Source organism: Ruegeria sp. CDSB113, from assembly GCF_059611045.1.
This window is the reverse complement of record NZ_JBXWOU010000005.1, coordinates 1-24,046: the sequence shown is the minus strand read 5'-3', so window position 1 is coordinate 24,046 and position 24,046 is coordinate 1. Positions and strand designations below refer to the sequence as shown.

General features: G+C 58.8%; 23 protein-coding genes. 11 read left to right on the top strand and 12 right to left on the bottom strand.

Annotation, left to right across the window (positions count from 1 at the left end; translation table 11 throughout):
- Positions 1-61: 61 nt before the first annotated feature.
- Positions 62-823 carry an ABC transporter permease gene (locus AC2FIS_RS11020; protein ID WP_058273631.1) on the bottom strand — a complete coding sequence of 254 codons (762 nt, stop codon included), beginning with the start codon at positions 821-823 and terminating at the stop codon, positions 62-64.
- Complete coding sequence (locus tag AC2FIS_RS11015; protein ID WP_282152552.1) at positions 820-1,749, bottom strand: ABC transporter ATP-binding protein; 930 nt, start codon at positions 1,747-1,749, stop codon at positions 820-822. Before AC2FIS_RS11015 ends, AC2FIS_RS11020 begins: the two co-directional genes overlap by 4 nt.
- Before the next feature lie 326 nt (positions 1,750-2,075).
- Here AC2FIS_RS11015 and AC2FIS_RS11010 point away from each other — a divergent pair, with 326 nt between their 5' ends.
- A complete protein-coding gene (locus AC2FIS_RS11010; RefSeq protein ID WP_496773369.1) occupies positions 2,076-3,185 on the top strand; it encodes a CaiB/BaiF CoA transferase family protein in 1,110 nt (369 codons plus the stop codon).
- Between the two features lie 47 nt (positions 3,186-3,232).
- On the opposite strand, the gene hemE is transcribed toward AC2FIS_RS11010, so the two are convergent.
- Entirely contained in the window at positions 3,233-4,276 is a 1,044-nt protein-coding gene (gene hemE, locus AC2FIS_RS11005; RefSeq protein ID WP_496773368.1) for a uroporphyrinogen decarboxylase, read from the bottom strand.
- 108 nt (positions 4,277-4,384) lie between these two features.
- On the opposite strand from hemE, the gene hemC reads away from it, so the two are divergent.
- Positions 4,385-5,344: a hydroxymethylbilane synthase gene (gene hemC / locus AC2FIS_RS11000; protein WP_496773367.1), complete on the top strand. Its 960-nt coding sequence runs from the start codon at positions 4,385-4,387 to the stop codon at positions 5,342-5,344.
- A 228-nt stretch (positions 5,345-5,572) separates the two neighbouring features.
- Here the strand turns inward: hemC and AC2FIS_RS10995 are convergent, their stop codons facing one another.
- Genes AC2FIS_RS10995 through AC2FIS_RS10960 form a run of 8 tightly spaced genes read right to left on the bottom strand, consistent with a single transcriptional unit; the run spans position 5,573 to position 14,549 of the window.
- Positions 5,573-6,850, bottom strand: coding sequence for an aspartate aminotransferase family protein (locus AC2FIS_RS10995; RefSeq protein ID WP_496773366.1), 1,278 nt, complete (start codon positions 6,848-6,850; stop codon positions 5,573-5,575).
- Between the two features lies 1 nt (position 6,851).
- Complete coding sequence (locus AC2FIS_RS10990) at positions 6,852-7,955, bottom strand: mandelate racemase/muconate lactonizing enzyme family protein (protein ID WP_496773365.1); 1,104 nt, start codon at positions 7,953-7,955, stop codon at positions 6,852-6,854.
- Positions 7,952-9,058: a mandelate racemase/muconate lactonizing enzyme family protein gene (locus AC2FIS_RS10985; protein WP_496773364.1), complete on the bottom strand. Its 1,107-nt coding sequence runs from the start codon at positions 9,056-9,058 to the stop codon at positions 7,952-7,954. Before AC2FIS_RS10985 ends, AC2FIS_RS10990 begins: the two co-directional genes overlap by 4 nt.
- Entirely contained in the window at positions 9,055-9,339 is a 285-nt protein-coding gene (locus tag AC2FIS_RS10980) for a cupin domain-containing protein (RefSeq protein WP_496773363.1), read from the bottom strand. The genes AC2FIS_RS10985 and AC2FIS_RS10980 overlap by 4 nt, the downstream gene beginning before the upstream one ends.
- The gene (locus AC2FIS_RS10975; RefSeq protein ID WP_496773362.1) at positions 9,336-10,442 is read right to left on the bottom strand and encodes a mandelate racemase/muconate lactonizing enzyme family protein; all 1,107 of its coding nucleotides are present in this window, start codon (positions 10,440-10,442) and stop codon (positions 9,336-9,338) included. The genes AC2FIS_RS10980 and AC2FIS_RS10975 overlap by 4 nt, the downstream gene beginning before the upstream one ends.
- Positions 10,439-11,017 (bottom strand): dimethylsulfonioproprionate lyase family protein, encoded by a 579-nt coding sequence (locus AC2FIS_RS10970; RefSeq protein WP_496773361.1) that lies wholly within the window; start codon positions 11,015-11,017, stop codon positions 10,439-10,441. Before AC2FIS_RS10970 ends, AC2FIS_RS10975 begins: the two co-directional genes overlap by 4 nt.
- Complete coding sequence (locus AC2FIS_RS10965) at positions 11,014-12,096, bottom strand: alcohol dehydrogenase family protein (RefSeq protein ID WP_496773360.1); 1,083 nt, start codon at positions 12,094-12,096, stop codon at positions 11,014-11,016. Before AC2FIS_RS10965 ends, AC2FIS_RS10970 begins: the two co-directional genes overlap by 4 nt.
- Entirely contained in the window at positions 12,096-14,549 is a 2,454-nt protein-coding gene (locus AC2FIS_RS10960) for an FAD-dependent oxidoreductase (protein WP_496773358.1), read from the bottom strand. The genes AC2FIS_RS10965 and AC2FIS_RS10960 overlap by 1 nt, the downstream gene beginning before the upstream one ends.
- A 67-nt stretch (positions 14,550-14,616) precedes the next feature.
- On the opposite strand from AC2FIS_RS10960, the gene AC2FIS_RS10955 reads away from it, so the two are divergent.
- The 3 genes from AC2FIS_RS10955 to AC2FIS_RS10945 all read left to right on the top strand — a co-directional run bounded on the left by AC2FIS_RS10955 (position 14,617) and on the right by AC2FIS_RS10945 (position 17,093).
- Entirely contained in the window at positions 14,617-15,504 is an 888-nt protein-coding gene (locus tag AC2FIS_RS10955) for a MurR/RpiR family transcriptional regulator (RefSeq protein WP_472722768.1), read from the top strand.
- Positions 15,501-16,589 (top strand): aromatic ring-hydroxylating oxygenase subunit alpha, encoded by a 1,089-nt coding sequence (locus AC2FIS_RS10950; protein ID WP_496773357.1) that lies wholly within the window; start codon positions 15,501-15,503, stop codon positions 16,587-16,589. The genes AC2FIS_RS10955 and AC2FIS_RS10950 overlap by 4 nt, the downstream gene beginning before the upstream one ends.
- A gap of 120 nt (positions 16,590-16,709) precedes the next feature.
- Positions 16,710-17,093, top strand: a complete 384-nt coding sequence (locus tag AC2FIS_RS10945; RefSeq protein WP_058273646.1) for a carboxymuconolactone decarboxylase family protein — start codon at positions 16,710-16,712, stop codon at positions 17,091-17,093.
- A 69-nt stretch (positions 17,094-17,162) separates the two neighbouring features.
- Here AC2FIS_RS10945 and AC2FIS_RS10940 read toward each other — a convergent pair whose 3' ends face one another.
- Complete coding sequence (locus AC2FIS_RS10940) at positions 17,163-17,765, bottom strand: helix-turn-helix domain-containing protein (RefSeq protein WP_058273647.1); 603 nt, start codon at positions 17,763-17,765, stop codon at positions 17,163-17,165.
- 147 nt (positions 17,766-17,912) lie between these two features.
- Here AC2FIS_RS10940 and glyA point away from each other — a divergent pair, with 147 nt between their 5' ends.
- From glyA to AC2FIS_RS10910, 6 genes are all read left to right on the top strand, one after another.
- Positions 17,913-19,166: a serine hydroxymethyltransferase gene (gene glyA / locus AC2FIS_RS10935; RefSeq protein WP_496773356.1), complete on the top strand. Its 1,254-nt coding sequence runs from the start codon at positions 17,913-17,915 to the stop codon at positions 19,164-19,166.
- A gap of 11 nt (positions 19,167-19,177) precedes the next feature.
- A complete protein-coding gene (gene lpdA, locus AC2FIS_RS10930; RefSeq protein ID WP_496773355.1) occupies positions 19,178-20,560 on the top strand; it encodes a dihydrolipoyl dehydrogenase in 1,383 nt (460 codons plus the stop codon).
- Between the two features lie 14 nt (positions 20,561-20,574).
- Entirely contained in the window at positions 20,575-21,519 is a 945-nt protein-coding gene (lipA, locus tag AC2FIS_RS10925; RefSeq protein WP_496773354.1) for a lipoyl synthase, read from the top strand.
- Between the two features lie 25 nt (positions 21,520-21,544).
- Complete coding sequence (locus AC2FIS_RS10920; protein ID WP_282121348.1) at positions 21,545-22,915, top strand: alanine/glycine:cation symporter family protein; 1,371 nt, start codon at positions 21,545-21,547, stop codon at positions 22,913-22,915.
- A 78-nt stretch (positions 22,916-22,993) separates the two neighbouring features.
- On the top strand, positions 22,994-23,416 hold the full coding sequence (locus tag AC2FIS_RS10915) for a universal stress protein (protein ID WP_058273652.1): 423 nt from the start codon (positions 22,994-22,996) through the stop codon (positions 23,414-23,416).
- 16 nt (positions 23,417-23,432) lie between these two features.
- A partial coding sequence (locus tag AC2FIS_RS10910; RefSeq protein ID WP_496773353.1) for an aminomethyltransferase family protein occupies positions 23,433-24,046 on the top strand: 614 nt, incomplete at its 3' end.

Here is a 24,046-nt window from a genome sequence, read left to right as displayed (position 1 = left end):
TTCGGGCCTTAGACGTGACGTGAACCAAATTCACACACATGGCGGGCAAAAATGCAACGCCCTAGCTGCGAATGCGCCAACCGGTTTTGAAGATCCAGCCGATCACAGCCAGACAAGTCCCCGTGAAGACCAGAATCGCCAGCAAGCTGAATCCGATCGGGACATCGGCCAACCCGTAAAACGACCAGCGGAACCCGGAAATCAGGTAAACAACCGGGTTGAACAGGGTGATCGTCTGCCACACCGGAGGCAGCATCGAGATCGAATAGAACGTACCGCCCAGAAAGATCAGTGGCGTGACAACCAGTTGGGGCACCAAAGATATCTGCTCAAAGTTGCTGGCCCATATCCCGACGATAAAGCCCAACAGCGAAAAACTGAGGCAGGACAGGATCAAGAACGCTGCCATCGCAAAGGGATGTTCGATGCGTATGTCCACGAAGAACGTGGCTGTCACAAGGATTACCAGCCCGACAAACAACGACTTGGTGGCGGCAGCTCCGACGTAACCTATTACGATCTCAATGAAATTCACTGGTGCCGATAACAGTTCGTAGATCGTACCAAGGAATTTCGGGAAGTAGATCCCGAATGACGCGTTCGAGATTGCCAGCATCACCACGGACAACATGATAAGCCCCGGCACGATAAACGCGCCGTAGGACACCCCTTCGACCTCTTGGATGCGGCTGCCGATCGCGGTGCCAAAAACCACGAAATACAGCGAAGTCGACAGGACCGGCGACAGAAAGCTCTGCGCCAGAGTGCGGAAGAACCGGGCCATTTCGAACCGGTAGATTGCAGCGATGGCAGACCAGTTCATGCGGGTTCTCCGGATACCAGGTTCACGAAAATCTCTTCCAGGCTCGACTGCCGGGTCTGCACGTCGCGCAGAACAAGCCCCGCCTGCGCCACATCGTTCAGCAACGTGGTGATCCCAGTGCGGTCCGCATGAGTGTCATAGGTATAGACCAGCGCATCGCCATTGCCGTTCAACGTCAGGTTATGCACAGCCAGACTGTCGGGAATGGCCTGGATAGGATCGGCCAGCATAACCTCGATCTGCTTCTTGCCCATCTGGGCCATCAGGGTGTTCTTGTCCTGCACCAGCCGCAGCTCACCCTTGTCGATCACACCTACCCTGTCGGCAATGGCCTCGGCCTCTTCGATATAATGCGTGGTCAAGATGATGGTGACCCCGGCCTGTTTCAGCTCGGCCACGATCTCCCACATGTCCTTGCGCAGTTCGACATCTACGCCGGCGGTCGGCTCATCCAGGAACAGCACGCGCGGCTCGTGCGCCAGGGCCTTGGCAATCAGCACGCGGCGCTTCATGCCACCGGACAGTTCCTTGATCGCGTTTTTACGCTTGTCCCACAGAGACAGCTTGCGCAGGATCTCTTCGATCCGGGCATTGTCGCTGCCATATCCGAAAAGGCCGCGAGAAAACCGGACCGTGTTCCAAACTTTCTCAAACGGCTCAAGCGCGATTTCCTGCGGCACGAGCCCGATCATCCGGCGCGCGGCACGAAATTCGGTCTGGATGTCATGCCCACCAACGGTAACGGTGCCCGAAGTCGGCGTGGTAATGCCGCACACGGTGGAAATTAAGGTCGTCTTGCCGGCCCCGTTCGGGCCCAGCAACGCCAGAATTTCGCCCTGCTCGATATCCAAGGACACTCCTTTGAGCGCCTCGAATCCGTCGGCATAGGACTTACGCAAATCCCTGATGGACAGAATAGTTGTCATACACATTCCCTGTTCTGGCGGGGACACTACCGCGACCGCCCGGCACAGAACAGGTCAATTCCGCACATTGCTCTGCGCTTTTTTGTGGGCGCGCGGCTGAGTCAGGTCTGACTATGCTGCTGCAATACGGCGTGCCGTTTTTGTACCAGTTCGACATGCAACCGCACATCATGTTGTCCTTGCCGATAGGCCGCGGGCTCTTTGCGTTTCAATTGCCGGCAACTTCAAACAACCCGGCGGAAGCAGACGCGCCCACACATCCAGCAGAATCCGGGGCTTGCAATCCCCGGGCATCCACGAAAACTTGCGCCAAAAGGAGAAGGTCCATGCTCAGCGGAATACGGATCATTGAAGTTGAAGGTTTGGGGCCGGGTCCGTTCGCCGCCATGCTGCTGGCCGATCTGGGGGCGGACGTCATCACGATCCACCGCAAAGGCCAGCCTGCCGTACCGGGTATGCCCGAGCAATCCGTCCTGGATCGCGGCAAACGCTCGATTGACTTGAATCTGAAGGATGCCGCCGATCTGGACATCGCAAGGAGTCTGATCGCCTCGGCCGATGCGCTAATCGAAGGGTTCCGCCCCGGCGTGATGGAAAAACTGGGACTGGGTCCCGACACGTTCAACGCGTCGAACCCCAAACTGGTCTATGGTCGCATGACCGGATGGGGTCAGAACAGCCCGTTGTCCGAAACGGCCGGACACGATTTGAACTACATCTCATTGTCCGGGGCATTGTGGTATGCATCAGCAGCGGGCCAGCCCCCGCAGACCCCGGCGACCCTGGTCGGGGATATTGGCGGCGGTGCCATGTATTTAGTTGCCGGTATTCTTGCCGGGCTTCTCAACGCGCAGCGGACCGGACAGGGCACCGTGGTTGATGCCGCCATTTATGACGGATCGGCCCACATGATGAATCTGTTGATGAGTATGCGCCAAACCGGAAACCTTTCTGAGGCGCGCGGTCAAAGCCTGCTGGATGGCCCGCATTGGAGCCGCACTTACGCGTGCCTGGACGGGGGCTTCATGTCCGTCCAGTGTCTTGAGCCCAAGTTCTACGCCGAATTCCTTCAAAAACTGGGACTCACCAACGATCCCGAATTCAAAAACCAATATGTTCCGGCACTTTGGCCCAAACTCACGCAACGGCTCACCGACTTATTCGTCAGCAAACCCCGCGCCCACTGGGCCGATATCTTCCAAGGTTCCGACGCCTGCGTCGCGCCCGTACTCGACCCGGTCGAGGCGCAAGCCCATCCCATGAACGCCGCGCGCCAAACCTGGATCGACCATGACGGCGCGCTGCAGGCTGCGGCTGCGCCCCGCTTTTCGACCGAGACATGGCAGCCCAAAACCAGCCCACGCCGAGGCGAACACAGGCAGGATATTCTGGATCAGCTGTCTACCAACACGCCTCCTGACCCCTCACCTGGCTAAAAATCTCCCTGGGTGAGTTGGCCGAAATCCAAGAGGGGCTGGCCCCTCTACGCGCCCCGCCACGACCGCACCGTGTCGATCATCAGCTGAACATTATCGGGATCGGCATCGGGTGTGATCCCGTGGCCCAGATTAAAGATATGCGGTCCTTTCGAGAACGCCTCGACAATCTGACGCGTCTCATCCACCAGCGCCTGTCCGCCGGTCACCATGTGTGACGAGGCCAGATTGCCCTGAACGCAGCCATCCACCTGCACATGCTCGACCGCCCAATCCGGCGACACGGAGTTGTCCAGCGCAACGCAATCCACACCGGTGGTTTTGGCAAAACCTATGTAACCATCACCTGCCTCGCGCGGGAAACCGATCACCGGGATGCCCGGATGGCGCTGCTTGATGGCCTGCGTGATCACATGGCAAGGCTCGACCGCATATTTCTGAAAGGCATCGCCCTTCAGCGACCCGGCCCAGCTGTCGAAAATCTTCACCACCTCGGCACCGGCCTCGATTTGGGCCGAGAGATATTCGATGGTGGCCAGCGTGATCCGCTCCAGTAGCGCTTCGAACAGGGCGGTGTTTTCCTCGCGCAGCGCATGAGCCGGTCCCTGATCTGGCGTGCCGCGACCGGCGATCATGTAGGTCGCAACCGTCCATGGCGCGCCTGCGAACCCGATAAGGGTGGTCTCGGATGGCAATTCTCGCGAAAGGATTCGGACAGTTTCGTACACCGGCGACAGGGTTTCATGGATATCCGATACCGGTTTCAGCGCATCGAAATCGGATTGCTGAGTGATCGTCGACAACCGCGGCCCCTCACCTGTGACAAACCACAGATCCGCACCCAGAGCTTGCGGCACCAACAGAATGTCAGCAAACAGGATAGCCGCGTCAAAGCCATAGCGGCGGATCGGCTGTAACGTCACCTCGGCCGCCAACTCGGGGTTATAACACAAAGACAAAAAGTCCCCGGCCTGCGCCCGGGTTGCGCGGTACTCCGGCAAATAACGCCCCGCCTGCCGCATCATCCAGATCGGTGGCACGTCCTGTACTTCGCCAGCCAGCGCCCGCAGCAGTTTCTTTGTCTCGGCCATCTTTGTCCCCACTCGTCTGGTTTGCGGCAAACGGGTCTGCCTTCGGCGTCAATTTGTCAAGGTCTGCCCCCATTGTCAGGGCAATGTGACGCGACTAAAGCTGTGCACATGACACTGACCCTGCCAACCCCCGCATCACCGCTCAAAATCGGCACTCGTGGCTCACCGCTGGCGCTGGCGCAAGCTTATGAAACCCGAGAGCGACTGGGCAAAGCCTTTGATCTGCCCGAAGACGCGTTTGAGATTGTGGTGATCAAGACCACCGGTGACAACCGCGCCATGATTGATGCGGACCGCCCGCTGAAAGAGATTGGCAACAAGGGCCTGTTCACCAAGGAAATCGAAGAGGCGATGCTGCGCGGAGATATCGACATCGCGGTGCATTCAACCAAGGACATGCCGGTTGAACAGCCAAAAGGTCTTGTCCTGGACACGTTTCTGCCGCGCGAAGATGTGCGCGACGCCTTTATCTCACCCAGCCTGAGCTCGATCCGTGACCTCACGCAGGGTGCAGTTGTGGGCACCTCATCGCTGCGGCGGCGGGCACAATTGTTGAACCGTCGCCCGGACCTGAACGTGGTCGAGTTTCGGGGCAATGTTCAAACGCGCCTCAAGAAGCTGGCAGATGGTGTGGCCGATTGCACGTTTCTGGCCATGGCCGGCATCCGGCGTCTGAATATGGAGGAGGCTCCCGCAACCGCCATCGCCGTCGAAGATATGCTGCCCGCCATCGCCCAAGGCACGATCGGCATCGAACGCCGTGGCGATGATTCCCGTGCGGCCGAAATGCTCGAGGCCATCCACCACGATGAGACCGCGCAGCGCTTGGCGGCGGAACGCGCGTTGCTGGCCGCTTTGGACGGCTCTTGCGAAACGCCGATCGCGGGTTTGGCAGAAATAGAAGGTGATCAACTACGCCTGCGCGGTGAGGTTTTGCGCCCCGACGGGTCCGAATCCATATCCGAGGACACCACTGGGTCGGTAGCAGATGGCCCGGAAATAGGTCGCGCCATGGCAGAATCCCTGCTGAAACAGGCAGGCCCAGGCTTTTTTGATTGGAAAAAATAAAAAAGTTTAAGAAAAGTGAACTACTTCACTGAGACAGTGCCGCCGATGGTGCATAAAGTATTCATACCGGTTGTGAAGTCGGGTCGGTCTCGAAATAGTCGAAAGTTTTTTTAGTCCGTTCTCTTTTAAGTGGTATTCGAGGGGGCGAGACCAGGCCCTGAAATCCAACCAGTTAGGGCCGCTGTCAGAAATGACGGCGGCCCGCTTATTTTTATGACCTTGTGAACTCTATTCTGCGCTGATCGCCTGAACCGCTTTCTCAACGGCCATCCGCGTCTGATCCAGATCTGCTTGGGTCACAGCCAGAGACGGATAGAGTTTGCCGGGGGCTTTGAAAATCCCATGTGCGCGCAGCGATTCGTTGTAGATGGCGTTACGGCGCGGGTCATCATGTTTGGCGCTGCGGTAGTCACGACAGTCCGTATCGGTGAAATAGATGTCGAACAGCGTTTCGTCCCCGCAGATCTGATGCGGGATGCCAGCCCCGGTCAGCGCATCCACCTGCATCTGCTGAAGCTCGGCACCGATTTCACGCAGACGGTCATACATGCCGTCGCGCCGCAAAACCTCCATTGTCTTCAACCCGGCAGCCGAGGCGACAGGGTTACCCGACAGCGTGCCCAACTGCATCAGCCAGCCTTCCTCGCCCACTTTCGCTTTGTCGAAATGCTGCATGATCTCGGCGCTTGCGCCCAGAGCGGCCAAAGGGAAGCCGCCGCCGATGATTTTGCCCAAGGTGCAGATATCGGGCGTCACGCCATATTTCTCTTGCGCACCGCCATAGGCCAAACGGAATCCGGTGACGATTTCATCGAAAATCAACAGGACATTGTGTTTGTCGCAGAGATCGCGCAATCCCTGAAGGTATCCGGGTGCCGGAGGGACAATTCGTTGCAACGGCTCAACCATGATCGCGGCAACGTCATCATGCTCGGCCAGTAGATTGGCCACCGCGTCAAGATCATTGAAGGGCGCGATCAGCATCTGCTCGGCCACACTGTCGGGAATGCCCGCGCTGTCCGGGACCGCTTGGGGGAAGTTGACGTGGCGGCTGGGGGCCAGGCTCATCTGCGCCTCGGCGCTCATCCCGTGATAGCCGCCTTCGAACTTCAGGATCTTGCTGCGGCCAGTATAGGCTCGGGCCAGACGGATGGCGTACATATCCGCCTCACCCCCCGCAGCGACAAAGCGGACTTGCTCGCAACACGGCACTGCGTCAACAATGGCCTCGGCCAGTTCGATGCCCCGGGCATTGTTGGCAAAGAAGGTCATGCCCTTGGGTAGCTGTTCCAGCACGGCTTCCATGACCTCGGGGTGACCATGGCCCAGCAGCATCGGGCCCGAACCGATCAGGAAGTCCACATATTCGTTGCCATCCTCATCCCAGACATGGCTGCCCTCACCACGCGCGATGATGATACCGGGATCGAAATTACCAAATCCGCCGGCGGGCAGTACCTCATTCGCGCGGGCGATCCATTCGGATTGGGTGTTGATTTTCAGCATCTCAAACGATCTCCAATATTGGCGGGCCAAGAACCTCTTGGTCCGGCACAACACCTAACCCCGGTCCTTCAGGCGGGGCAATCCGGCCGTTTTCACGGTTTGGTGCGTCGGGGCAAATGCGTGGTGACACATAGGATGACAGGTCGCAGGTGTTCATCAGTGACCCGTGCGGGGTCGAGGCCGCAAAATGCAGCGACGCGGCGGTGACAATATCCGAGCCCCAGGTGCATTCGGCGCAGATCTCGGCCCCGAAATGCACGGTCAGGTCGCGCGCCCGGCGCATGGCCGACAAACCGCCGAACTTCGACAGTTTCAAAGCGACAGCATCCATGCAGCCCAACTCATGTGCACGCCGCAGCGACGCCAGATCATGGGCGTTCTCGTCTATCTTCATAGGTAAGCCAGTGGCCTGTCGAACCGCCGCACAGTCCTCAAGTGTTTTGCAGGGCTGTTCCAGCATCACATCCAAGTGGGCCACCGCCCTGCCCGTTCGCGTAGCTTGCAGGCGTGACGCACCGCAGTTCCAGTCGCCATAAACCAGAGGCCCCGGTCCCACGGCCTCACGCACTTTGGTCAAGCGCTCGGCGTCGGCCTGCCAGTCGCCTTCGACCCCCAGCTTGACCTGAAACTGACGAATGCCGGTCTGGTAAGCCGTCTTGGCGATCCGCGCCATATTATCCGGCGCGACGCAGGTGATCGAGTGGTACAGCGGCATGTCCTTTCGTGTCCGCCCGCCCAGCAGCGCATAGACCGGTTGACCCGTCGCTTGCCCGAACAAATCCCACAGCGCGATGTCGACAAGGGACTTGGCATAGAGATGCCCCTGCAGGAACCCGTCCAGCTTTCGCATCGGCGCATCCACCCCGAAGGGGGACATGCCCAGAATCTCGCGGCCCATCTCTGTTACTGCGCCCGGCACTCCGCCCGCAAACGCTGGCAGGTAATGCGGGATAGGGCAGACCTCGCCCCAACCCCTCAAGCCTGTATCTGTCTCAAGGCACAGGATATGAGAGGTCACGGTCGCGCAGGTCTTACCCTCGGCCATGTGATAGGTCTCATGACTCGTCAGATCGACGGCCCAGAGCGTTATCCTGGTTATCCTCACTGATAGACGCCGACAGGGTCGCCCAACGCATCTTCGTCAGGGTGCACACCAAGTCCCGGCGCCTCTGGTAAATGAAGATGGCCATCGATGTTTCGTGGGCCTCGCCCGCCAGCGACATCGACGGTGATCATGTCCTGACAAGCCCAAACGGCATGACAGTTGTCGTCCGGGATGGTGGCCGCCAGATGCAAGGCCTCGGTATCGGCCAAAACCGAACCGCCAGTGGCCATCACGAACATGTCGATTCCATGCGCTAACGCGATGTCCCGCATCCGTGCCGCCTTGGTCAGGCCACCGACACGGTTCAGCTTTATTCCAAACACCTCGACCAACCCTTCGCGGGCAATGCGGGCAGCATCTTGCAGGGTCACAAGACTTTCATCCACCGAAACGGGTGAGGCATGGCGGCCCGCGATCGCGGCGATATCGTCCAGCGACTCGCAAGGCTGTTCAAACATCACGTTCAGGTCCTCACAGGCGCTCATCACCCGCAGGGCTTGCTGCCGGGTCCAGCCACGGTTTACGTCATAAAGGACGATCTCGCCGGGGCGTCGGGTGCTTTCCACGTCGCGGACGCGGGCAATGTCGCGTTCTACATCACCGCCGATTTTGACCGAATGCGCAACGTAGCCCCGGCTGCGATATCGTTCCATCACTTCACGCGTTTCTTCGACGGTCTTCGCGCCGACCGACGAGGCAATCGGGCGCGGCGTGCGGGACCCGCCGCCCATCAGATCGGCAATTGGCAGACCGGCGGCCTGACCCGCAATATCCCAGCAAGCCATATCTATGGGGCTTTTGGCATAGAGGTGGCCGGGCAGAGCGATATCCATCGCCCGTTCGACATCCAGCACCCGACGCGGATCAAGGCCCAAAACGAATGGCGCCATCGTCTCAATCCCGGCGCGAATACCCGGCCCGTGTGCTGGGACATATGTGTGGCCCCACGGCGTACCCTCGCCCCAGCCGATTAGACCCGTATCGGTTTCGGTTTTGACCAACGTTGCATCCAGCACTTCGAACTTCAGCCGGCCGCCGGACAACCAATACGGATGCTCAAGCGGTAGGTCGACATGGTAGACTGAAAGACGAGTGATTTTCATTTCAGTTCCACTTCAACAAAGGTCATCGGCGCGTCCCCGGCATTGATTACGTTGTGTTCGACACCCTCGTCGCGGCGATAAGTTATTCCCGCAGCAACCGTTACTTCGTTGACAGAACCATCGGGCATTTCCAGTTGCATATGGCAATCGGTTACGGCGGTGATGACGTAGTCCATTGCGTGACGATGCCATCCCGTTTCGGCCCCCGGTGCAAAGTCAAATCGCGTCACACGCACGCGGGCGTCATCAATCATTTGGGTTGCAACGGCTTGTGGTCTCATAGGCTGAACTCCTCAATCGGCGCACCGAGGCATTCGAAATCGGGCACTACGCCCATTCCTGGGGCATCCGAGGCATAGAGCTTGCCATTCCGCGACATTGGTCCGCCGATTCCGGTGGATCGTGTGTTGTAGTTCATCAAGTCGGTGGTGTTCTGCAGGTATTCGGGCGATGTCGAGGCTGCAAAATGGGCGACTGCCGAGGTCGCAATTTCACCACCCCATGTATCCTCGCAGACCACAGCAATACGGTTCTCGACCAGATAGTCTCGCACCCGCCGCGCTTTGCTGATCCCGCCGAGGTTGGAAATTTTGAGACAGCAGATCTCGGCCCCGCGATCCGCGACGATGCGCTGCGCCATGTGTATACCGGTGAGACATTCATCCAGCTTCATCGGTTGCTCGGCCACGCGGCGCACCTGCTGGCATTCCTCATAAGTACGGCAGGGTTGTTCCAGGATGTAGTCCAGATTCCGCGTTGCCCGCGCCACCCGAATTGCGTTATCCACGCGCCAGCCCTGATTGGCATCGGCCATCGCTACTTCACCGGACATCAGCAAAGGCACAGTTGTCCGAATGCGGTCTATGTCGGTCGCCCAATCTCCACCCACTTTGACCTGAAACTGGCGATAGCCCTGCGCGCGGTATCGATCCATTTCGGCGACTGTCTCGTCCACAGCTTTCTGCGGCGCTACCCGGTACATCGGCGCGCCATCGGTCAACTTGCCGCCCAGCAACATCCAAACGGGTTGATCGCAAGCTTGCCCCAGAATGTCCCAGCATGCTGCATCGAACGGGGCCTTTGCATAACCATGGCCCTGCACCAGATGATCCAAAAGTTGTTCGATCCGGCCCACCTGGCGTGGGTCTTCGCCCAGCAGTTTCGTGGCCACAAGCCGGGCCAGCGCAAGCACGCCTTCGGAATGCGCCACCATATAGTTTTCGCCACAGGGTGTGAACTCTCCACAACCTTGAAGACCCGCATCCGTATCGATGACCACAACCGAGGCTATGGCCGTTTCGATCGCATTACCCGCACCCCAAACGTAAGCGCCGCCTACATATGGCAGCCTGGATTGGTAAATGCGGATGTGGGAGATTTTCATGCGGCGTCCATTCTGGGCAAATCGTTCAATCCATCACCTCGCCAAAGGACAAAGGTCAGGATTGACTGTTCGGTTGTGGTCATCGCATGGCTTTGCCAGCTATCGTGATGGCGCGTCTGGTTTGGGCCGACATAGGTTTCGTTTCCTTGAACCCGGAACATCGCCCCGCCGCCTACGATCAGATAGAGTTCTTCGGCCTGATGGCTGTGCCAATCATAATCCAGACCCGCCCCCCAGTAGGCGACGTAGCCGCGCATTTGGGTCGAGTGGAAATGCCCGGTTGGGCCGAACAGCTCATAATAGCCATAGCGATTGAGGAAATCGGCTCCGACCTCCTCTTCAGTATAGGTGTGTTGCCACCGCGCCAGGTGTGCGGTTGCCCTGATCGCGTCTGAAAGGGATCGCGTTGCGTGCCCGGTCGCGAAGTCAGTTTGCTGAATCAGTTCAACGGCTGGGATTTGGTATGCCTCCAAATCGGCCGACGTCAGGTCATCAGGCCAGGCGCCGAATTCTGAAAGCTCAGGATGTGATTGATGCAGCTGTCGGGCCGCTTCGAGAACGTCGTCCATCGTCATGGGATCACCACGATGTTGCCGGTGTGTTGCTTGGCAATGAATGCGGCTTGTGCCTCGCGCAACTCTTCCAGGGGAAATGTCGCGGCCAGGGCGGGCTTGATCTCACCGGCCTCGATATACTGAACGATGTTACGCATCACCTGCGGATCAATCACGGTGGAGCCGGTGAATGTCAGGTCACGCAAGTAGAACGTGCGCAGATCGAATTCGACCATCGGCCCGGCAATCGCGCCCGAGCAGGTATAGCGCCCACCGCGCTCCAGAACGTCGATCAGGTTTGGCCAGTAGGGACCACCAACCACATCGGCCACAACGGTGACCTTTTCATCGCCAAGCGCCGCGCGCAGATTTTCCGGGGCACGAGACAAGATTTTGTCGGCACCCAGTTCGGCAACGTCTGCGTGTTTTGCATCAGACGCCATCGCGATCACCCGTGCACCCCGGCGTTTGGCCAGTTGCACCAAGGCACCGCCAACCCCGCCTGAGGCTCCGGGCACCAGAACCGTGTCAGTGCCAGTTACATTTGAGCGGGTCAGCATGCCTTCGGCGGTCGAATAGGAACAGGAGAACGTGGCCAGTTCGGCATCCGACAGGTCGGACAGGATCGGCACCGCGTTAACCGCCAGAGTCGTGGCGTATTCAGCAAAACCACCGTCCCGTTCCGAGCCGAAATAACCCGTTTTGTCCTTATTGCCCGGATCAGACGGGTCGCGCAGCCAGCCATCGGTGATAACGCGTTGACCGATCAGCCCGGGATCGGCACTGCCACCCACGGCGACGATTTCCCCGCAGATATCTGCCCCTTGGATTCGGGGAAAAGTGATGGGCGCGCCGCCCCATGTCGGATCCTCGTCACTGACTTCCGCGAATGCGTCGCCCGTCGTCGCATCGGTCACGGCTTTTGAGTACCAGCCGGACCGCGTATTAACGTCCGTGTTGTTTAGCCCGCAGGCAGCGACTTTGATCAACACCTCGCCGGCCGCGGGTTCCGGGCGCGGCCAGTCTTTGTGCAGCACCATTTGTTCCAAGCCGCCATGGCCCATCGTGACCATGGCCTTCATTTTGTCAGGCAAGCTCATTATGCAGTCTCCAAAATAGCGTCGGTGCGGGGCAGCAGGCTTTGCGGATCATAAGCAGGTTCGCCCAGAACACGGGCCGCGCGGGGTTGGCCGTGGATGACGGCCTCCAATTCGGTGCCGGGGTCGGAAGCCTCGGGCTTGATGTACGCAAAGGCCAGGATCTTGCCGACCGTGTGCCCATAGACGACCGAGGCTGTTGAACCCACTACGCGTCCGTCCAGCATCACTGCTTCTCCACCGTGGCCGTCAATTTCACCATCCGGCTCGATCTGCAGATACGCGCAGACCCACGGCAAGTCAGTGTCCAGGGTTTTGTCTTTACCCAGATACTCCTTGTCGGAGCGGGCAAAACGCAGCACGTCAGCCTCGGCCAAAGTGACCTCATTGGTCAGCTCGCCCGCACCCTTGAACCCCTTCTCCATTCGCATCACGTTCATGGCAAAGCTGCCATAGTCGGCGATGCCATACGGTTCGCCTGCGGTCCAAAGCGCGGTGTAGACATCGAGGCAGGCGGCATTGGGCATGTGCAGTTCCCACCCCAACTCGCCGGCATAAGACATACGGAAGGCCCAGACCTTGTGACCTGCAATGGTGATTGCCTGTGCTGACAGCCAGCGGAAACCAGCGTTGGTCAGATCGGCATCAGTGCACTGTCCCAACACGTCCCGCGACCGAGGGCCGTTCAGCGACAGGGCGGACCAGTCGGAAGACAGGGCCGTGACCTGAACATTCTCCTTTGCGCGTTGTTGCGCGAGATGGTCCAGCAGACGCTGTTCGAAGAAGGCGGCGCAGACCAGATAGAAGCAGTCTTCGGCCATTCGGACAATCGTGGTCTCCAACTCGATCCGACCACGGCGGTTCAGCATATGAGTCAGGGTGATTGAGCCGACCTTTTGCGGCATCCGGTTGGCGGTCAGCCGGTCCAGCAGCGCGTAGGCGTCAGGGCCCGAGACTTCGACCTTGGTGAAGGCGGTCACGTCCATGATGCCGACCTTTTCGCGCACCGCTTTGACTTCGGCTGCGACCATGCCATCTGCAGGGGTGCGGCGGAAGGAATAGTGATCGCGCTGCTCGGCCCCGTCCCGCGCGAACCAGCGGGCGCGCTCAAAGCCATAAACCTCTTCATATACAGCACCCTTGGAATTCAACAGATCATAGAGAGGCGACGGCTTGATCGGACGCCCTTCCAAACGGTTGAAATGCGGGAACGGGATCTCGTGGCGCAGGCAGTAGTCTTCCTCAGCCTTGATCACCTGCCAATCCTTGGTCGCATAGCTGCCGAACCTGCGTGGATCGAACTCACGCATCGAGATATCGGCCGCGCCATGCACCATCCAGCGTGCCAACTCGCGGGTCAAACCCGGCCCCCAGCCGATGCCGATCTGCGTCCCGCAACAACACCAATAGTTCCGCACACCCGGCGCCGGCCCGATCAGAGGGTTGCCATCGGGCGGATGCGAAATCGCCCCATGCACATCGCGCTGAATGCCCAATTCGGCAAAGATCGGCATGCGGTTCAGACTTTCCTCAAGCCATGGCATCACCCGGTCGTAATCCGCGTCGAACAACCAGTTCTCGTTTTCCCACGGGCAGTGATCGTGCCAAACCGAGTTCGGGTTCTCTTTCTCGTAAATCCCGATCAGGCCGCGCTGTTGCTCCATCCGGATATAGCCCGAAACCTTGCGGTCATCGCGGATCACCGGCAGTTCCTTATCCAGGTTCTGGAACTCCGGTACCGGCTCGGTCACAAAATAATGGTGCGTCATCGAGGTCATGGGCAGCTGCAGACCCGACCATTCGCCCATCTGCCGCGCATAGGTGCCGCCCGCGTTCACCACATGCTCGCACGTGATGGTACCCCGCTCGGTCTCAACCACCCATTCGCCATTCGCGGCCTGCGTGATGTTGGTGGCGCGGCAATTGCGAAAAATGCGCGCGCCCTTCTGACGCGCCCCGGTTGCCATCGCCATGGTGACGTTGGTCGGGTCCACATGCCCATCATCTGGCGTGTATAGCGCACCCAATACGCCGTCGAGATTGTAGAACGGGTGCAGTTCCGCAACCTTTTCAGGTCCGACCAGTTCAATGTTGAACCCCAACGACCGGCCTACAGACAGGGTGTGGCGCAGCCAGTCCATCTCATCCTCGGTATAGGCCAGGCGGAACGAGCCACAGCCATGCCATGTCACCGGCTGACCGGTTTCAGCCTCCAACTGACCGGAATACAATCCGATATTGTAATCCACGCATTTGCCCAACCCAAAACTGGACGTCGAATGCGTGATCTGCCCAGCGGCGTGCCAAGTGCTGCCACTGGTCAGCTCGGCCTTTTCAAGCAGGACGGTATCACCGCCCCACCCTTCATGCGCCAGATGATAGGCCAGACCGACCCCCATGACGCCGCCACCGACAATCACCACGCGGGAATGGGACGGCAGATTCTTCTCGGACATGATTTTTCCTCTCCCGAGTCGCGTTTCTGCTCGACAGGCTAATTCCACAAATGTACCATCGTCAATCATGAATGACACAAATGTATCATCGATCGTTCTGGAACGCTTGTCCGAAGAATGGGACGCCCTGACGCCCGAGGCGCAGAAGGCCGCGCGCTACGTGCTGGAAAACCCAACGGACGTTGGGGTTTCAACCGTGCGCGAGATTGCCGAGGCCGCCAGAGTAAAACCGAACACCTTCGTGCGGATGGCCCAGCAGGTGGGGTTCGAAGGCTACGAAGATTTCCGTGCCCCGTTCCGGGATGCGATCCGGCAGGGACGTGTGTCATTTCCTGACCGCGCCCGCTGGTTGCAGGACATCGGCAAGTCAGGGGAACTGGGCGGCCTCTACGCCGATATGATCGGCGCCGCGATCCGCAATATCGAAGAAACCTTTGCCGGGATCGACGCCGCAAACCTGAAGGCCGCCGCCGAGGATATCTGGAATTGTCGCCAGATTTTCACACTGGGTGTAGGCGTCAACAATTCGAACGCACGCAATTTCACCTATCTGGCTTCAACCGGCATGAAACAGTTCCACGCTATCCCGCGCCCCGGTTCCACTCCGGTGGATGATCTGGCATGGGCGGATGAGCAAGACGTACTGATCGCGATCACCTGCCACCCTTACCGCACCGAAGTCATCGACGCGATCAAACTGGCGCGGCAACAGGGAATGACCGTCATTGGCATTTCCGACAGCCCGGCCAGCCCAGTGATCCTAAATGCACAGCACGGTTTTGTCGTTGCCGCTGACACACCACAGTTCTTTCCGTCCTCGGTTTCGACCATCGCCTTGCTGGAAACGCTGCTGTCCTTTGTAATCGCCGTGTCCAGCGATGAGATCGTCGAACGGGTGGAACGATTTCACCAACGCCGCCACCAACTTGGCCTCTACGCGGAGGAACCCGAATGAACGCACCTCTGACGCATTCGCTCGACGCGCGGTATTATACCGACCCCGCCATTTTCGAGCAGGAGATGCAGGGGCTTTTGGCCCGCACGTGGCAGTTTGCCGGGCACGTGGCGCAGGTCCGGGAATCGGGCGATTACTTTGCTTTTGAAATCGCCGGGCAAAACCTGTTCTGCATTCGGGGCCGAGACGGCGAAATTCGCACGTTTTATAACGTGTGCCAGCATCGCGCACATGAGATGGTAACAGGCGCAGGCAACACCCGCGTCGTAGTCTGCCCCTATCACGCGTGGACTTATGAGCTGTCAGGCCAATTACGCGCCGGACCCAACATCAAGTCCGTTCCTGGCTTTGATCGCAGCGCCATATGCCTGACTTCGGTTCGGACTGAGGTGTTCAACGGCTTCATCTTCATCAACCTCGACGACAACGCCGCCCCGATGGATGAATGGTACCCCGGCGTGCGCGAGGAAATCCGCACGTTCGTTCCGCATATCGACGATCTGGAACCGCTGGAATGGGTCGAAATCCCGGAAAACTGCAACTGGAAAGTCAGTATCGAGAATTACTCGGAGTGCTATCACTGCCCGACCAACCACCCGACCTTTGCCGAAGGTGTGGTCAAGCCCGAGACCTACGACATCCAGCCCGATGCAGACGGCGGTTACGTGTTGCGCCATACGACCGAATGCCAAAGCCTCGACAAGATGACCTATCCCATCGACCTGTCGGTGCCACATGCGGGCGACTATCAGTCATGGTTCCTGTGGCCGATGTTCTCGTTCCAGTGCTACCCGGGCAATGTGCTGAACACCTATCACTGGCGCGCCATTGATGCCGATCACTGCACCGTCTGGCGCGGCTGGTACACCGAGGGTGGATCCGAAAGCGCGGTGATCCGACAACTGGCCGTGCAGGACCGGGAAACCACAGTCGAAGAAGACATCCATCTGGTCGAAAGCGTCCATCGCGGCCTGAAATCCCGCGGGTATCGCCCCGGTCCGCTCGTGCTGGACCCCAGTTGTGGGGTGATGTCGGAACACTCAATTGCCCGGTTGCAACAATGGATGCGCGAGGCGGTGGAATAATCTGCGCGCGCCCAAAAGTGACCTGCAGGATCGGATCGAACGGGTACAGTTCAAAATGAACCCACATTATGATCGCATTTACGAACACCGCGCAAAGCGATGAAGAACCGGAGACCATAGATGGCTGATATTTTCGACGAAGACCTGTTCCTGAAAGGCCTGGAGCAGCGCAAGAACACGCTTGGTGCGGAATATGTGGAAAAGAACCTGGCGGCGGCCGATGACTTTACCCGCCCGTTTCAAGAGGCCATGACGGCGTGGTGCTGGGGGTTTGGCTGGGGCGATGACGTGATCGATGCCAAAACGCGATCGATGATGAACCTGTCCATGATCGGCGCGCTTGGGAAGATGCATGAATGGGAAATTCACTGCAAAGGTGCGATCAACAACGGCGTCTCGCCCGAGGAAATCCGAGCCATCATCCACGTGATTGGCATCTACTGTGGCGTCCCGCAAGCGCTGGAGTGTTTCCGCGTTGCCCGCAAGGTGCTGGGCCACACCTGACCCAGAGACCGTCTTATACTTCAAAAAGCGGCCGCTGGGGCCGTTTTTTTCATGCCTTGTGGGTCGCGCTTATTCGAGTGACACCCACAGCACCTTCGCGTCTTCCTCACTGGTTGAAATGCACCCGTGCCCCATCCCGCTGTCATAATAAAGCGAGTCACCAGCCTTCATCGGCAGCGGGCGATAATGCTCTGATACAAAGATCAGCTCGCCACTGATGACATACATGAACTCTTCACCCGTATGCCGGATCCAGTTTTCGAACTCTGACAGGTCGCGGGCTTTGATTGTCGCGATATAGGGCAGCATCCGCTTGCTGGTCAGCTCGGGACACAGCAATTCGTGCAAATAGGTCGGTGTGCTTTTTATCTCGCCTTCACCTTTCGGGGTAAAGTCGCGCCTTCCCGAAATCCCCGATTGCCCGGACTGCAGAAACAGCTGAGGGGTGCTCATATCCAGCGCCTGTGTCAGCCTGCGCACGATGTCGAAACTTGGCCGCGTCTGGTTGTTCTCGATCTTCGACAGGGTGGACCGACCGATTCCCGCCGCGCGTCCGGCTTCCTCCAAAGTCCAGCCTTTTGCACGTCGTGCATCGCGGATGGAACGCCCCAGAACCTCACCTTCGTCCTGATCTTCCGGTGAGGAAACATCACCGCGAGTCTCGTCGCCCATAAAAATCTCCCTGTTTTACCAGAGGTTACAGATTTCCCTCAAACCACACAACTTCACAAATGTGAGATATATGTTGCCTTAGCTGCACGAATTCCACTATAGGAAACAAAATTTCGTACTGAGGATTCGGTGCCTGAGGAGGAAACCATGTTCAAAACGTCGCTTACCGAAGCTGATCCGGTTGTCGCCGCGTCAATTACGCGAGAAGGCAAACGTCAGGCTGAACAGATCGAATTGATCGCGTCCGAGAATATTGTCTCGCAAGCTGTGATCGACGCGCAGGGGTCAGTCCTGACCAACAAATACGCCGAAGGGTACCCTGGTCGTCGCTACTATGGCGGCTGCGAATTTGTAGACGAAGTTGAATCCGAGGCCATCGACCGTCTGAAACAGTTGTTCGGCTGCGAATACGCAAACGTTCAGCCGCATTCGGGCGCGCAGGCAAACGGCGCTGTTAAATTGGCCCTGCTCAGCCCCGGCGACACGATCCTGGGCATGTCACTGGATGCGGGTGGCCACCTGACGCACGGTGCCAAACCAGCACAATCCGGCAAGTGGTTCCGCCCGGTTCAGTACGGTCTGACCGATGCCGGTCTGATTGACTATGATCAGGTCGAAGAACTGGCGAAAGCCGAAAAGCCGCAACTGATCATCGCTGGCGCATCCGCCTATTCGCAAAAGATCGATTTCGCCCGCTTCCGCGCCATTGCGGATGAGGTCGGCGCTTGGCTGCTGGCGGATATGGCACATATCGCCGGTCTGGTCGCAACCGGGCTGCACCCCTCGCCTATCGGCCACGCGCATGTGGTTACCTCGACCACACATAAAACCCTGCGCGGTCCGCGCGGCGGGATCATTCTGACGAATGACGAGGCGCTGGCGAAAAAGATGAATTCGGCCGTATTCCCCGGCCTTCAGGGCGGCCCCCTGATGCATGTGATTGCCGGTAAGGCTGTCGCGTTTGGCGAGGCGCTAAAGCCCGAATTCAAGGACTACATGCAACGCGTTGTGGATAGCGCATCGGCGCTGGCAAACGTCATGATGGCACGTGGATGTGACATCGTTTCGGGCGGCACGGAAAACCACCTGATGCTGGTCGATCTGCGCCCGCTGGGCGTGACCGGCAAAGACGCAGAAGCCGCGCTGGAGCGTGCCGGTTTCACCTGCAACAAGAACAGCGTGCCGGGCGATCCGCAAAAACCTACCGTGACCAGCGGTATCCGGCTGGGTACCGCAGCAGGCTGCAGCCGCGGGTTTGGACCGGAAGAGTTCAAACAGATCGGTCACCTGATCGGCGACGTGCTCGAGGCCTTGGCCCAATCCCCCGAGGGCGACGCGAAGATCGAAGCCGAAACCCAAGAAAAAGTCCGCGCACTCTGCGCCAGCCACCCGATCTACTGAAAGACCGTTCAATGAGTATCTACGACCTAATCGTCATCGGGGGCGGACCCGGCGGATATGTTGCAGCAATCCGCGCAGCACAACTGGGCATGAAAGTCGCCTGCGTTGAAGGCCGCGGTTCGCTTGGCGGAACCTGTCTGAATGTGGGGTGCATACCCTCCAAAGCGTTGCTGACCTCCTCGGCTAAGTATGCCGAGCTTGCACATCTCTCCTCCCATGGCATTGCTGTCGAGGGGGCCAGCATCGACCTGAGCTCGATGATGGGTCGCAAGGACAAGATCGTCGGCGATCTGACCAAGGGCATTGCGTTTCTGTTCAAGAAAAACGGCGTCGATCTGGTTGAGGGTTGGGCCAGTATCCCCTCTGACGGGCAGGTCAAAGTTGGCGACGATGTTTATGAAGCCAAAAACATCCTGATCGCCACCGGTTCCGAGCCAACCCCGCTAAACGGGATCGAGATTGACGAGCAGGATATCCTAAGCTCGACCGGAGCGATCGCGCTGGATGCTGTTCCCGAACATCTGGTGGTCGTCGGTGCTGGCGTGATCGGCCTGGAACTTGGACAGGTCTGGTCCCGATTGGGCGCGAAGGTCACGGTTGTTGAGTATCTTGACCGCATTCTGCCCGGAATCGACGGCGAGATAGCAAAACTCGCACAGCGCGCCCTGTCAAAGCGTGGTCTGAAGTTTCAGCTGGGGCGCGCACTGAAAACCATCGACAAAACCAACGTTGGGCTGACGCTGACATTGGACCGGGTTGGCAAAGACAAGGAAGAGGTGATCGAAGCCGACAAGGTTCTGATCGCCGTCGGACGCCGCCCCGTATCGCGCGGGCTTGGGTTGGAAGATCTGGGGATAGCCCTTGACCCGCGCGGCTTCATTCAGGTGGACACGTCGTTCCGCACCTCGGTTCCCGGCATCTATGCGATTGGCGACTGTGTCCCCGGCCCGATGCTTGCCCACAAGGCCGAAGAAGACGGCGTCGCCTGTGTCGAAATGCTGGCCGGTGAAACCGGGCATGTGGACTACAATACCGTTCCTGGCGTTGTGTATACGGACCCCGAGGTCGCTTCGGTCGGTTTGACCGAGGAAGCGCTGAAAGAAGCCGGGTCCGAATACGCTGTCGGCAAGTTTGCCTTCATGGCCAACTCACGCGCGCGTTCGACTGGCGAGACAGACGGAGCCGTCAAAGTACTGGCCGACCCAAAGGGCAAAATCCTGGGCGCGCATATCTGCGGCGCACATGGCGGTGACCTAATCGCCGAACTGGTTCTGGCCATGACCAAGGGCGCAACCGTCGGCGAGGTCGCCTCAACCTGTCATGCGCATCCGGCAATGGGCGAGGCCGTCAAGGAAGCCTGCCTGGACGCCATGGGCCGCGCAATCCACGCCTGAGAGGGAACAGCCAGATGACCATCCAGCTTCGCACCCGCCATCCGGAAAAAGCCAAAAAGGCTGACAGCGTCATCCCGCGAAAGCCCAAGTGGATTCGCAAGAAAAAGGTCGACGGGCCCGAATATTACGAGACCCGCCGCCTGATGCGCGACCACAATCTGACGACGGTTTGTGAAGAGGCTGCATGCCCCAACATCGGCGAATGCTGGTCCAAGCGCCACGCCACCATGATGATCATGGGCGAGGTCTGCACCCGCGGCTGTTCCTTCTGCAACGTCTCAACAGGACGCCCCGATGCACTGGACCTGTTCGAGCCGGGCCGAGTTGCTGCAGCGGTTAAGAAACTAGGCTTGCGTCACGTGGTGATCACCTCGGTCGACCGCGATGATCTGGCAGACGGTGGAGCCGAGCATATCGCCCAAACCATCCGTGCCGTGCGTCATCAGAACCCTGGCACTACGGTCGAGGTGCTGACCCCCGATTTTCTCGGCAAAGGCGATGCGGCGGATCTGGTGTTCGATGCTGCCCCGGACGTGTTCAACCACAATCTGGAAACCGTTCCGCACCTGTACCCGACCGTTCGCCCCGGCGCACGCTACTATACTTCACTGCGACTTCTAGATGATGCCAAACGTGCAAACCCAGAAATCTTTACGAAATCCGGCTTGATGGTTGGCCTGGGCGAGAGCCTGAATGACGTGCGTCAGGTCATGGACGATCTGCGCGCGGCTCAGGTCGATTTTCTGACCGTGGGTCAATACCTGCAGCCGACCCCAAAACACCATCCAATTGACCGGTTCTGGTCACCGGAAGAGTTCGCCCAACTGGAACAGATCGCAAGGTCCAAGGGCTTTTTGCATGTGTCGGCGACGCCGCTGACACGTTCCTCGTTCCACGCCGACGAAGATTTTGCCGCCCTCAAGCAGGCCCGCCAACGGGCCATCGCCAACGGGGCATAAACCAAACGCAAATGGGAGGGAAACCATGGAAGCGTTAAATTCAATCGTAGGAGCCATCAATGGCGTCGTATGGGGGCCGCTGATGCTGGTCCTCATCCTTGGCGTCGGCTTCTTCCTGCAGGTCGGGCTGAAATTCATGCCGATCCTGAAAGTCGGCACCGGCTTCAAGCTGTTGTTTGCGGGTCGTGAAGGTCAGGGCGACGGTCAGATCAGCCCGTTCAACGCGCTGATGACGTCGCTGTCGGCAACCATTGGTACCGGCAACATCGCCGGTGTGGCCACTGCTGTCTTCCTGGGCGGTCCGGGCGCTTTGTTCTGGATGTGGATGACCGCCCTGGTGGGCATGGCCACCAAATATGCCGAAGCCGTTCTGGCGGTGAAATACCGTGAAAAAGACGAGCTGGGCAATTTTGTCGGCGGCCCGATGTACTACATCAAAAACGGCCTCGGCGCGAAATGGGCCTGGCTGGGTGTTGCATTTGCCCTGTTCGGTGCAATCGCGGCCTTCGGCATTGGCAACGGCGTACAAGCCAACGGTGTGGCGCAGGTTCTGGAATCGAACTGGGGCGTCAACACCTCGGTCACCGGTGTTGTCCTGATGGTCCTGACCGCTGCCGTTATCCTGGGCGGCATCACCCGCATCGGTGCGGTTGCCGGTAAACTGGTTCCGGCCATGGCAATCGCCTACATTGTCGCTGGTCTTCTGGTTCTGATCATCAACATTGGCGAGATCGGCAACGCCTTGTCGCTGGTCTTCACCTATGCCTTCACCCCATCAGCTGCTGAAGGTGGTTTCGCAGGCGCGGCCGTCTGGGCCGCCATCCGCTTTGGTGTGGCACGTGGTGTGTTCTCAAACGAAGCCGGTCTGGGTTCTGCTCCAATCGCACATGCCGCGGCTGAGACCAAAGGTCCGGTCAACCAAGGCCTGATCGCGATGCTGGGCACGTTCATCGACACGATCATCGTCTGCTCGATCACTGGTCTGGCGATCATCTCGTCGGGTGCGTGGACGTCGGGTGAATCAGGTGCAGCTTTGACTTCTCTGGCATTTGCGACGTCTTTGCCGGGCGGCGGTCACCTGATTGCAATCGCGCTGTCGATCTTTGCGTTCACCACCATCCTCGGTTGGTCGTTCTACGGTGAGAAATGCGTCGAGTTCCTGCTGGGTGTCAAATCCCTGATGCCGTACCGCATCCTGTGGATCATCGCGATCTACTTCGGCGCGACCGCGGATCTAGGCTTTATCTGGCTGTTGGCAGACACGCTGAACGCCATGATGGCCATCCCGAACCTGATCGCCCTGGCCCTGCTGAGCCCGATCGTCTTCAAACTGACGAAAGAGTTCTTTGCCTCGGGTGGCAAGTCCGAAGAGCCGGGTGGGACACCTGCCGAGTAATCCGGTCCCAAAATAAAACGGGGGGCCGCGCCGGCCCCCCGCACTTAAACAGAATTCCATATCTCGAGGAGAGACGTGATGGCCACGAAAATCCTGCTGCCTATTGATCACACCGACGACCGCTCGTGGAAACTGGCCCTGCCGGTCGCACTGGAACAGGCGAAGTTCTACGGTGCCGAACTGCATGCGGTTGCCGTCATCCCCGAGATCATCCAGCTGCCGAACCTGCCTGCCAACTACGGCGCTGGTGCCAAAGACCACGTGCGCAATGCAGTTCAGGCCATACTGGATCACGGCAACGCATCTGACGTGCAAGTGCATGTCGAAGAAGGCAGCGTCTACCGCGAAATCCTGAAGCTGGCCTACAAGGACGGCTTTGATCTGATCGTCATGGCGTCGACCAAAGGCGATTTCCCGAATTATGAGATTGGCCCGAACCTGGCCCGTGTCGTGCGCAACGCGCATTGCACCGTCATGGTCGTTCGTGACCAGTCTCGCTGATCGAAAGGCTAGAGATATGACTGATTTAAAACGCACCCCATTGCATTCTTTGCACGTTGAGTTGGGGGGTAAGTTGGTTGATTTTGCTGGTTGGGAGATGCCTGTTCAGTATCCTTTGGGGATTATGGGGGAACATAAGCAGTGCCGTGAGAAGGCGGCGTTGTTTGATGTGTCTCATATGGGACAGGTGATCCTGCGCGGTGAGAATGTGGGTGAGAAGCTGGAAGCTTTGTGCCCGCAGGCCTATGCGACCCTGAAGCCGGGCAAGGCGCGGTACGGGTTTTTCACCAACCCGGAAGGCGGGATCATGGACGATTTGATCGTGTCGAATGCGGGGGATTACTATTTCGTGGTGGTGAATGCGGCGCTGCGCCATCAGGACATTCCGCATATGCGGGACAATCTGGACGGCGTCGAAGTGATCGAGATCTTCGACCGCGCGCTGGTGGCGGTGCAGGGCCCGGCGGCGGAAAACGTTGTGGGTGATCTTTGCCCTGCCGCCCGCGACCTGAAGTTCATGGAAACCACTGAGGCCCCGATCAACGGTGTCGAGTGCCGCATCTCGCGGCTGGGCTACACCGGCGAGGACGGGTATGAGATCTCGATCCCCGAGGACAAGGCGATCGAAGT

Excerpts from the sequence above, each read along its gene's own strand:
- AC2FIS_RS11020 (WP_058273631.1), bottom strand. The coding sequence starts at position 823 with ATGAACTGGTCTGCCATCGCTGCAATCTACCGGTTCGAAATGGCCCGG.
- AC2FIS_RS11015 (WP_282152552.1), bottom strand. The coding sequence starts at position 1,749 with ATGACAACTATTCTGTCCATCAGGGATTTGCGTAAGTCCTATGCCGAC.
- AC2FIS_RS11010 (WP_496773369.1), top strand. The coding sequence starts at position 2,076 with ATGCTCAGCGGAATACGGATCATTGAAGTTGAAGGTTTGGGGCCGGGT.
- hemE (WP_496773368.1), bottom strand. The coding sequence starts at position 4,276 with ATGGCCGAGACAAAGAAACTGCTGCGGGCGCTGGCTGGCGAAGTACAG.
- hemC (WP_496773367.1), top strand. The coding sequence starts at position 4,385 with ATGACACTGACCCTGCCAACCCCCGCATCACCGCTCAAAATCGGCACT.
- AC2FIS_RS10995 (WP_496773366.1), bottom strand. The coding sequence starts at position 6,850 with ATGCTGAAAATCAACACCCAATCCGAATGGATCGCCCGCGCGAATGAG.
- AC2FIS_RS10985 (WP_496773364.1), bottom strand. The coding sequence starts at position 9,058 with ATGAAAATCACTCGTCTTTCAGTCTACCATGTCGACCTACCGCTTGAG.
- AC2FIS_RS10980 (WP_496773363.1), bottom strand. The coding sequence starts at position 9,339 with ATGAGACCACAAGCCGTTGCAACCCAAATGATTGATGACGCCCGCGTG.
- AC2FIS_RS10975 (WP_496773362.1), bottom strand. The coding sequence starts at position 10,442 with ATGAAAATCTCCCACATCCGCATTTACCAATCCAGGCTGCCATATGTA.
- AC2FIS_RS10970 (WP_496773361.1), bottom strand. The coding sequence starts at position 11,017 with ATGACGATGGACGACGTTCTCGAAGCGGCCCGACAGCTGCATCAATCA.
- AC2FIS_RS10965 (WP_496773360.1), bottom strand. The coding sequence starts at position 12,096 with ATGAGCTTGCCTGACAAAATGAAGGCCATGGTCACGATGGGCCATGGC.
- AC2FIS_RS10960 (WP_496773358.1), bottom strand. The coding sequence starts at position 14,549 with ATGTCCGAGAAGAATCTGCCGTCCCATTCCCGCGTGGTGATTGTCGGT.
- AC2FIS_RS10955 (WP_472722768.1), top strand. The coding sequence starts at position 14,617 with ATGAATGACACAAATGTATCATCGATCGTTCTGGAACGCTTGTCCGAA.
- AC2FIS_RS10950 (WP_496773357.1), top strand. The coding sequence starts at position 15,501 with ATGAACGCACCTCTGACGCATTCGCTCGACGCGCGGTATTATACCGAC.
- AC2FIS_RS10945 (WP_058273646.1), top strand. The coding sequence starts at position 16,710 with ATGGCTGATATTTTCGACGAAGACCTGTTCCTGAAAGGCCTGGAGCAG.
- AC2FIS_RS10940 (WP_058273647.1), bottom strand. The coding sequence starts at position 17,765 with ATGGGCGACGAGACTCGCGGTGATGTTTCCTCACCGGAAGATCAGGAC.
- glyA (WP_496773356.1), top strand. The coding sequence starts at position 17,913 with ATGTTCAAAACGTCGCTTACCGAAGCTGATCCGGTTGTCGCCGCGTCA.
- lpdA (WP_496773355.1), top strand. The coding sequence starts at position 19,178 with ATGAGTATCTACGACCTAATCGTCATCGGGGGCGGACCCGGCGGATAT.
- lipA (WP_496773354.1), top strand. The coding sequence starts at position 20,575 with ATGACCATCCAGCTTCGCACCCGCCATCCGGAAAAAGCCAAAAAGGCT.
- AC2FIS_RS10920 (WP_282121348.1), top strand. The coding sequence starts at position 21,545 with ATGGAAGCGTTAAATTCAATCGTAGGAGCCATCAATGGCGTCGTATGG.
- AC2FIS_RS10915 (WP_058273652.1), top strand. The coding sequence starts at position 22,994 with ATGGCCACGAAAATCCTGCTGCCTATTGATCACACCGACGACCGCTCG.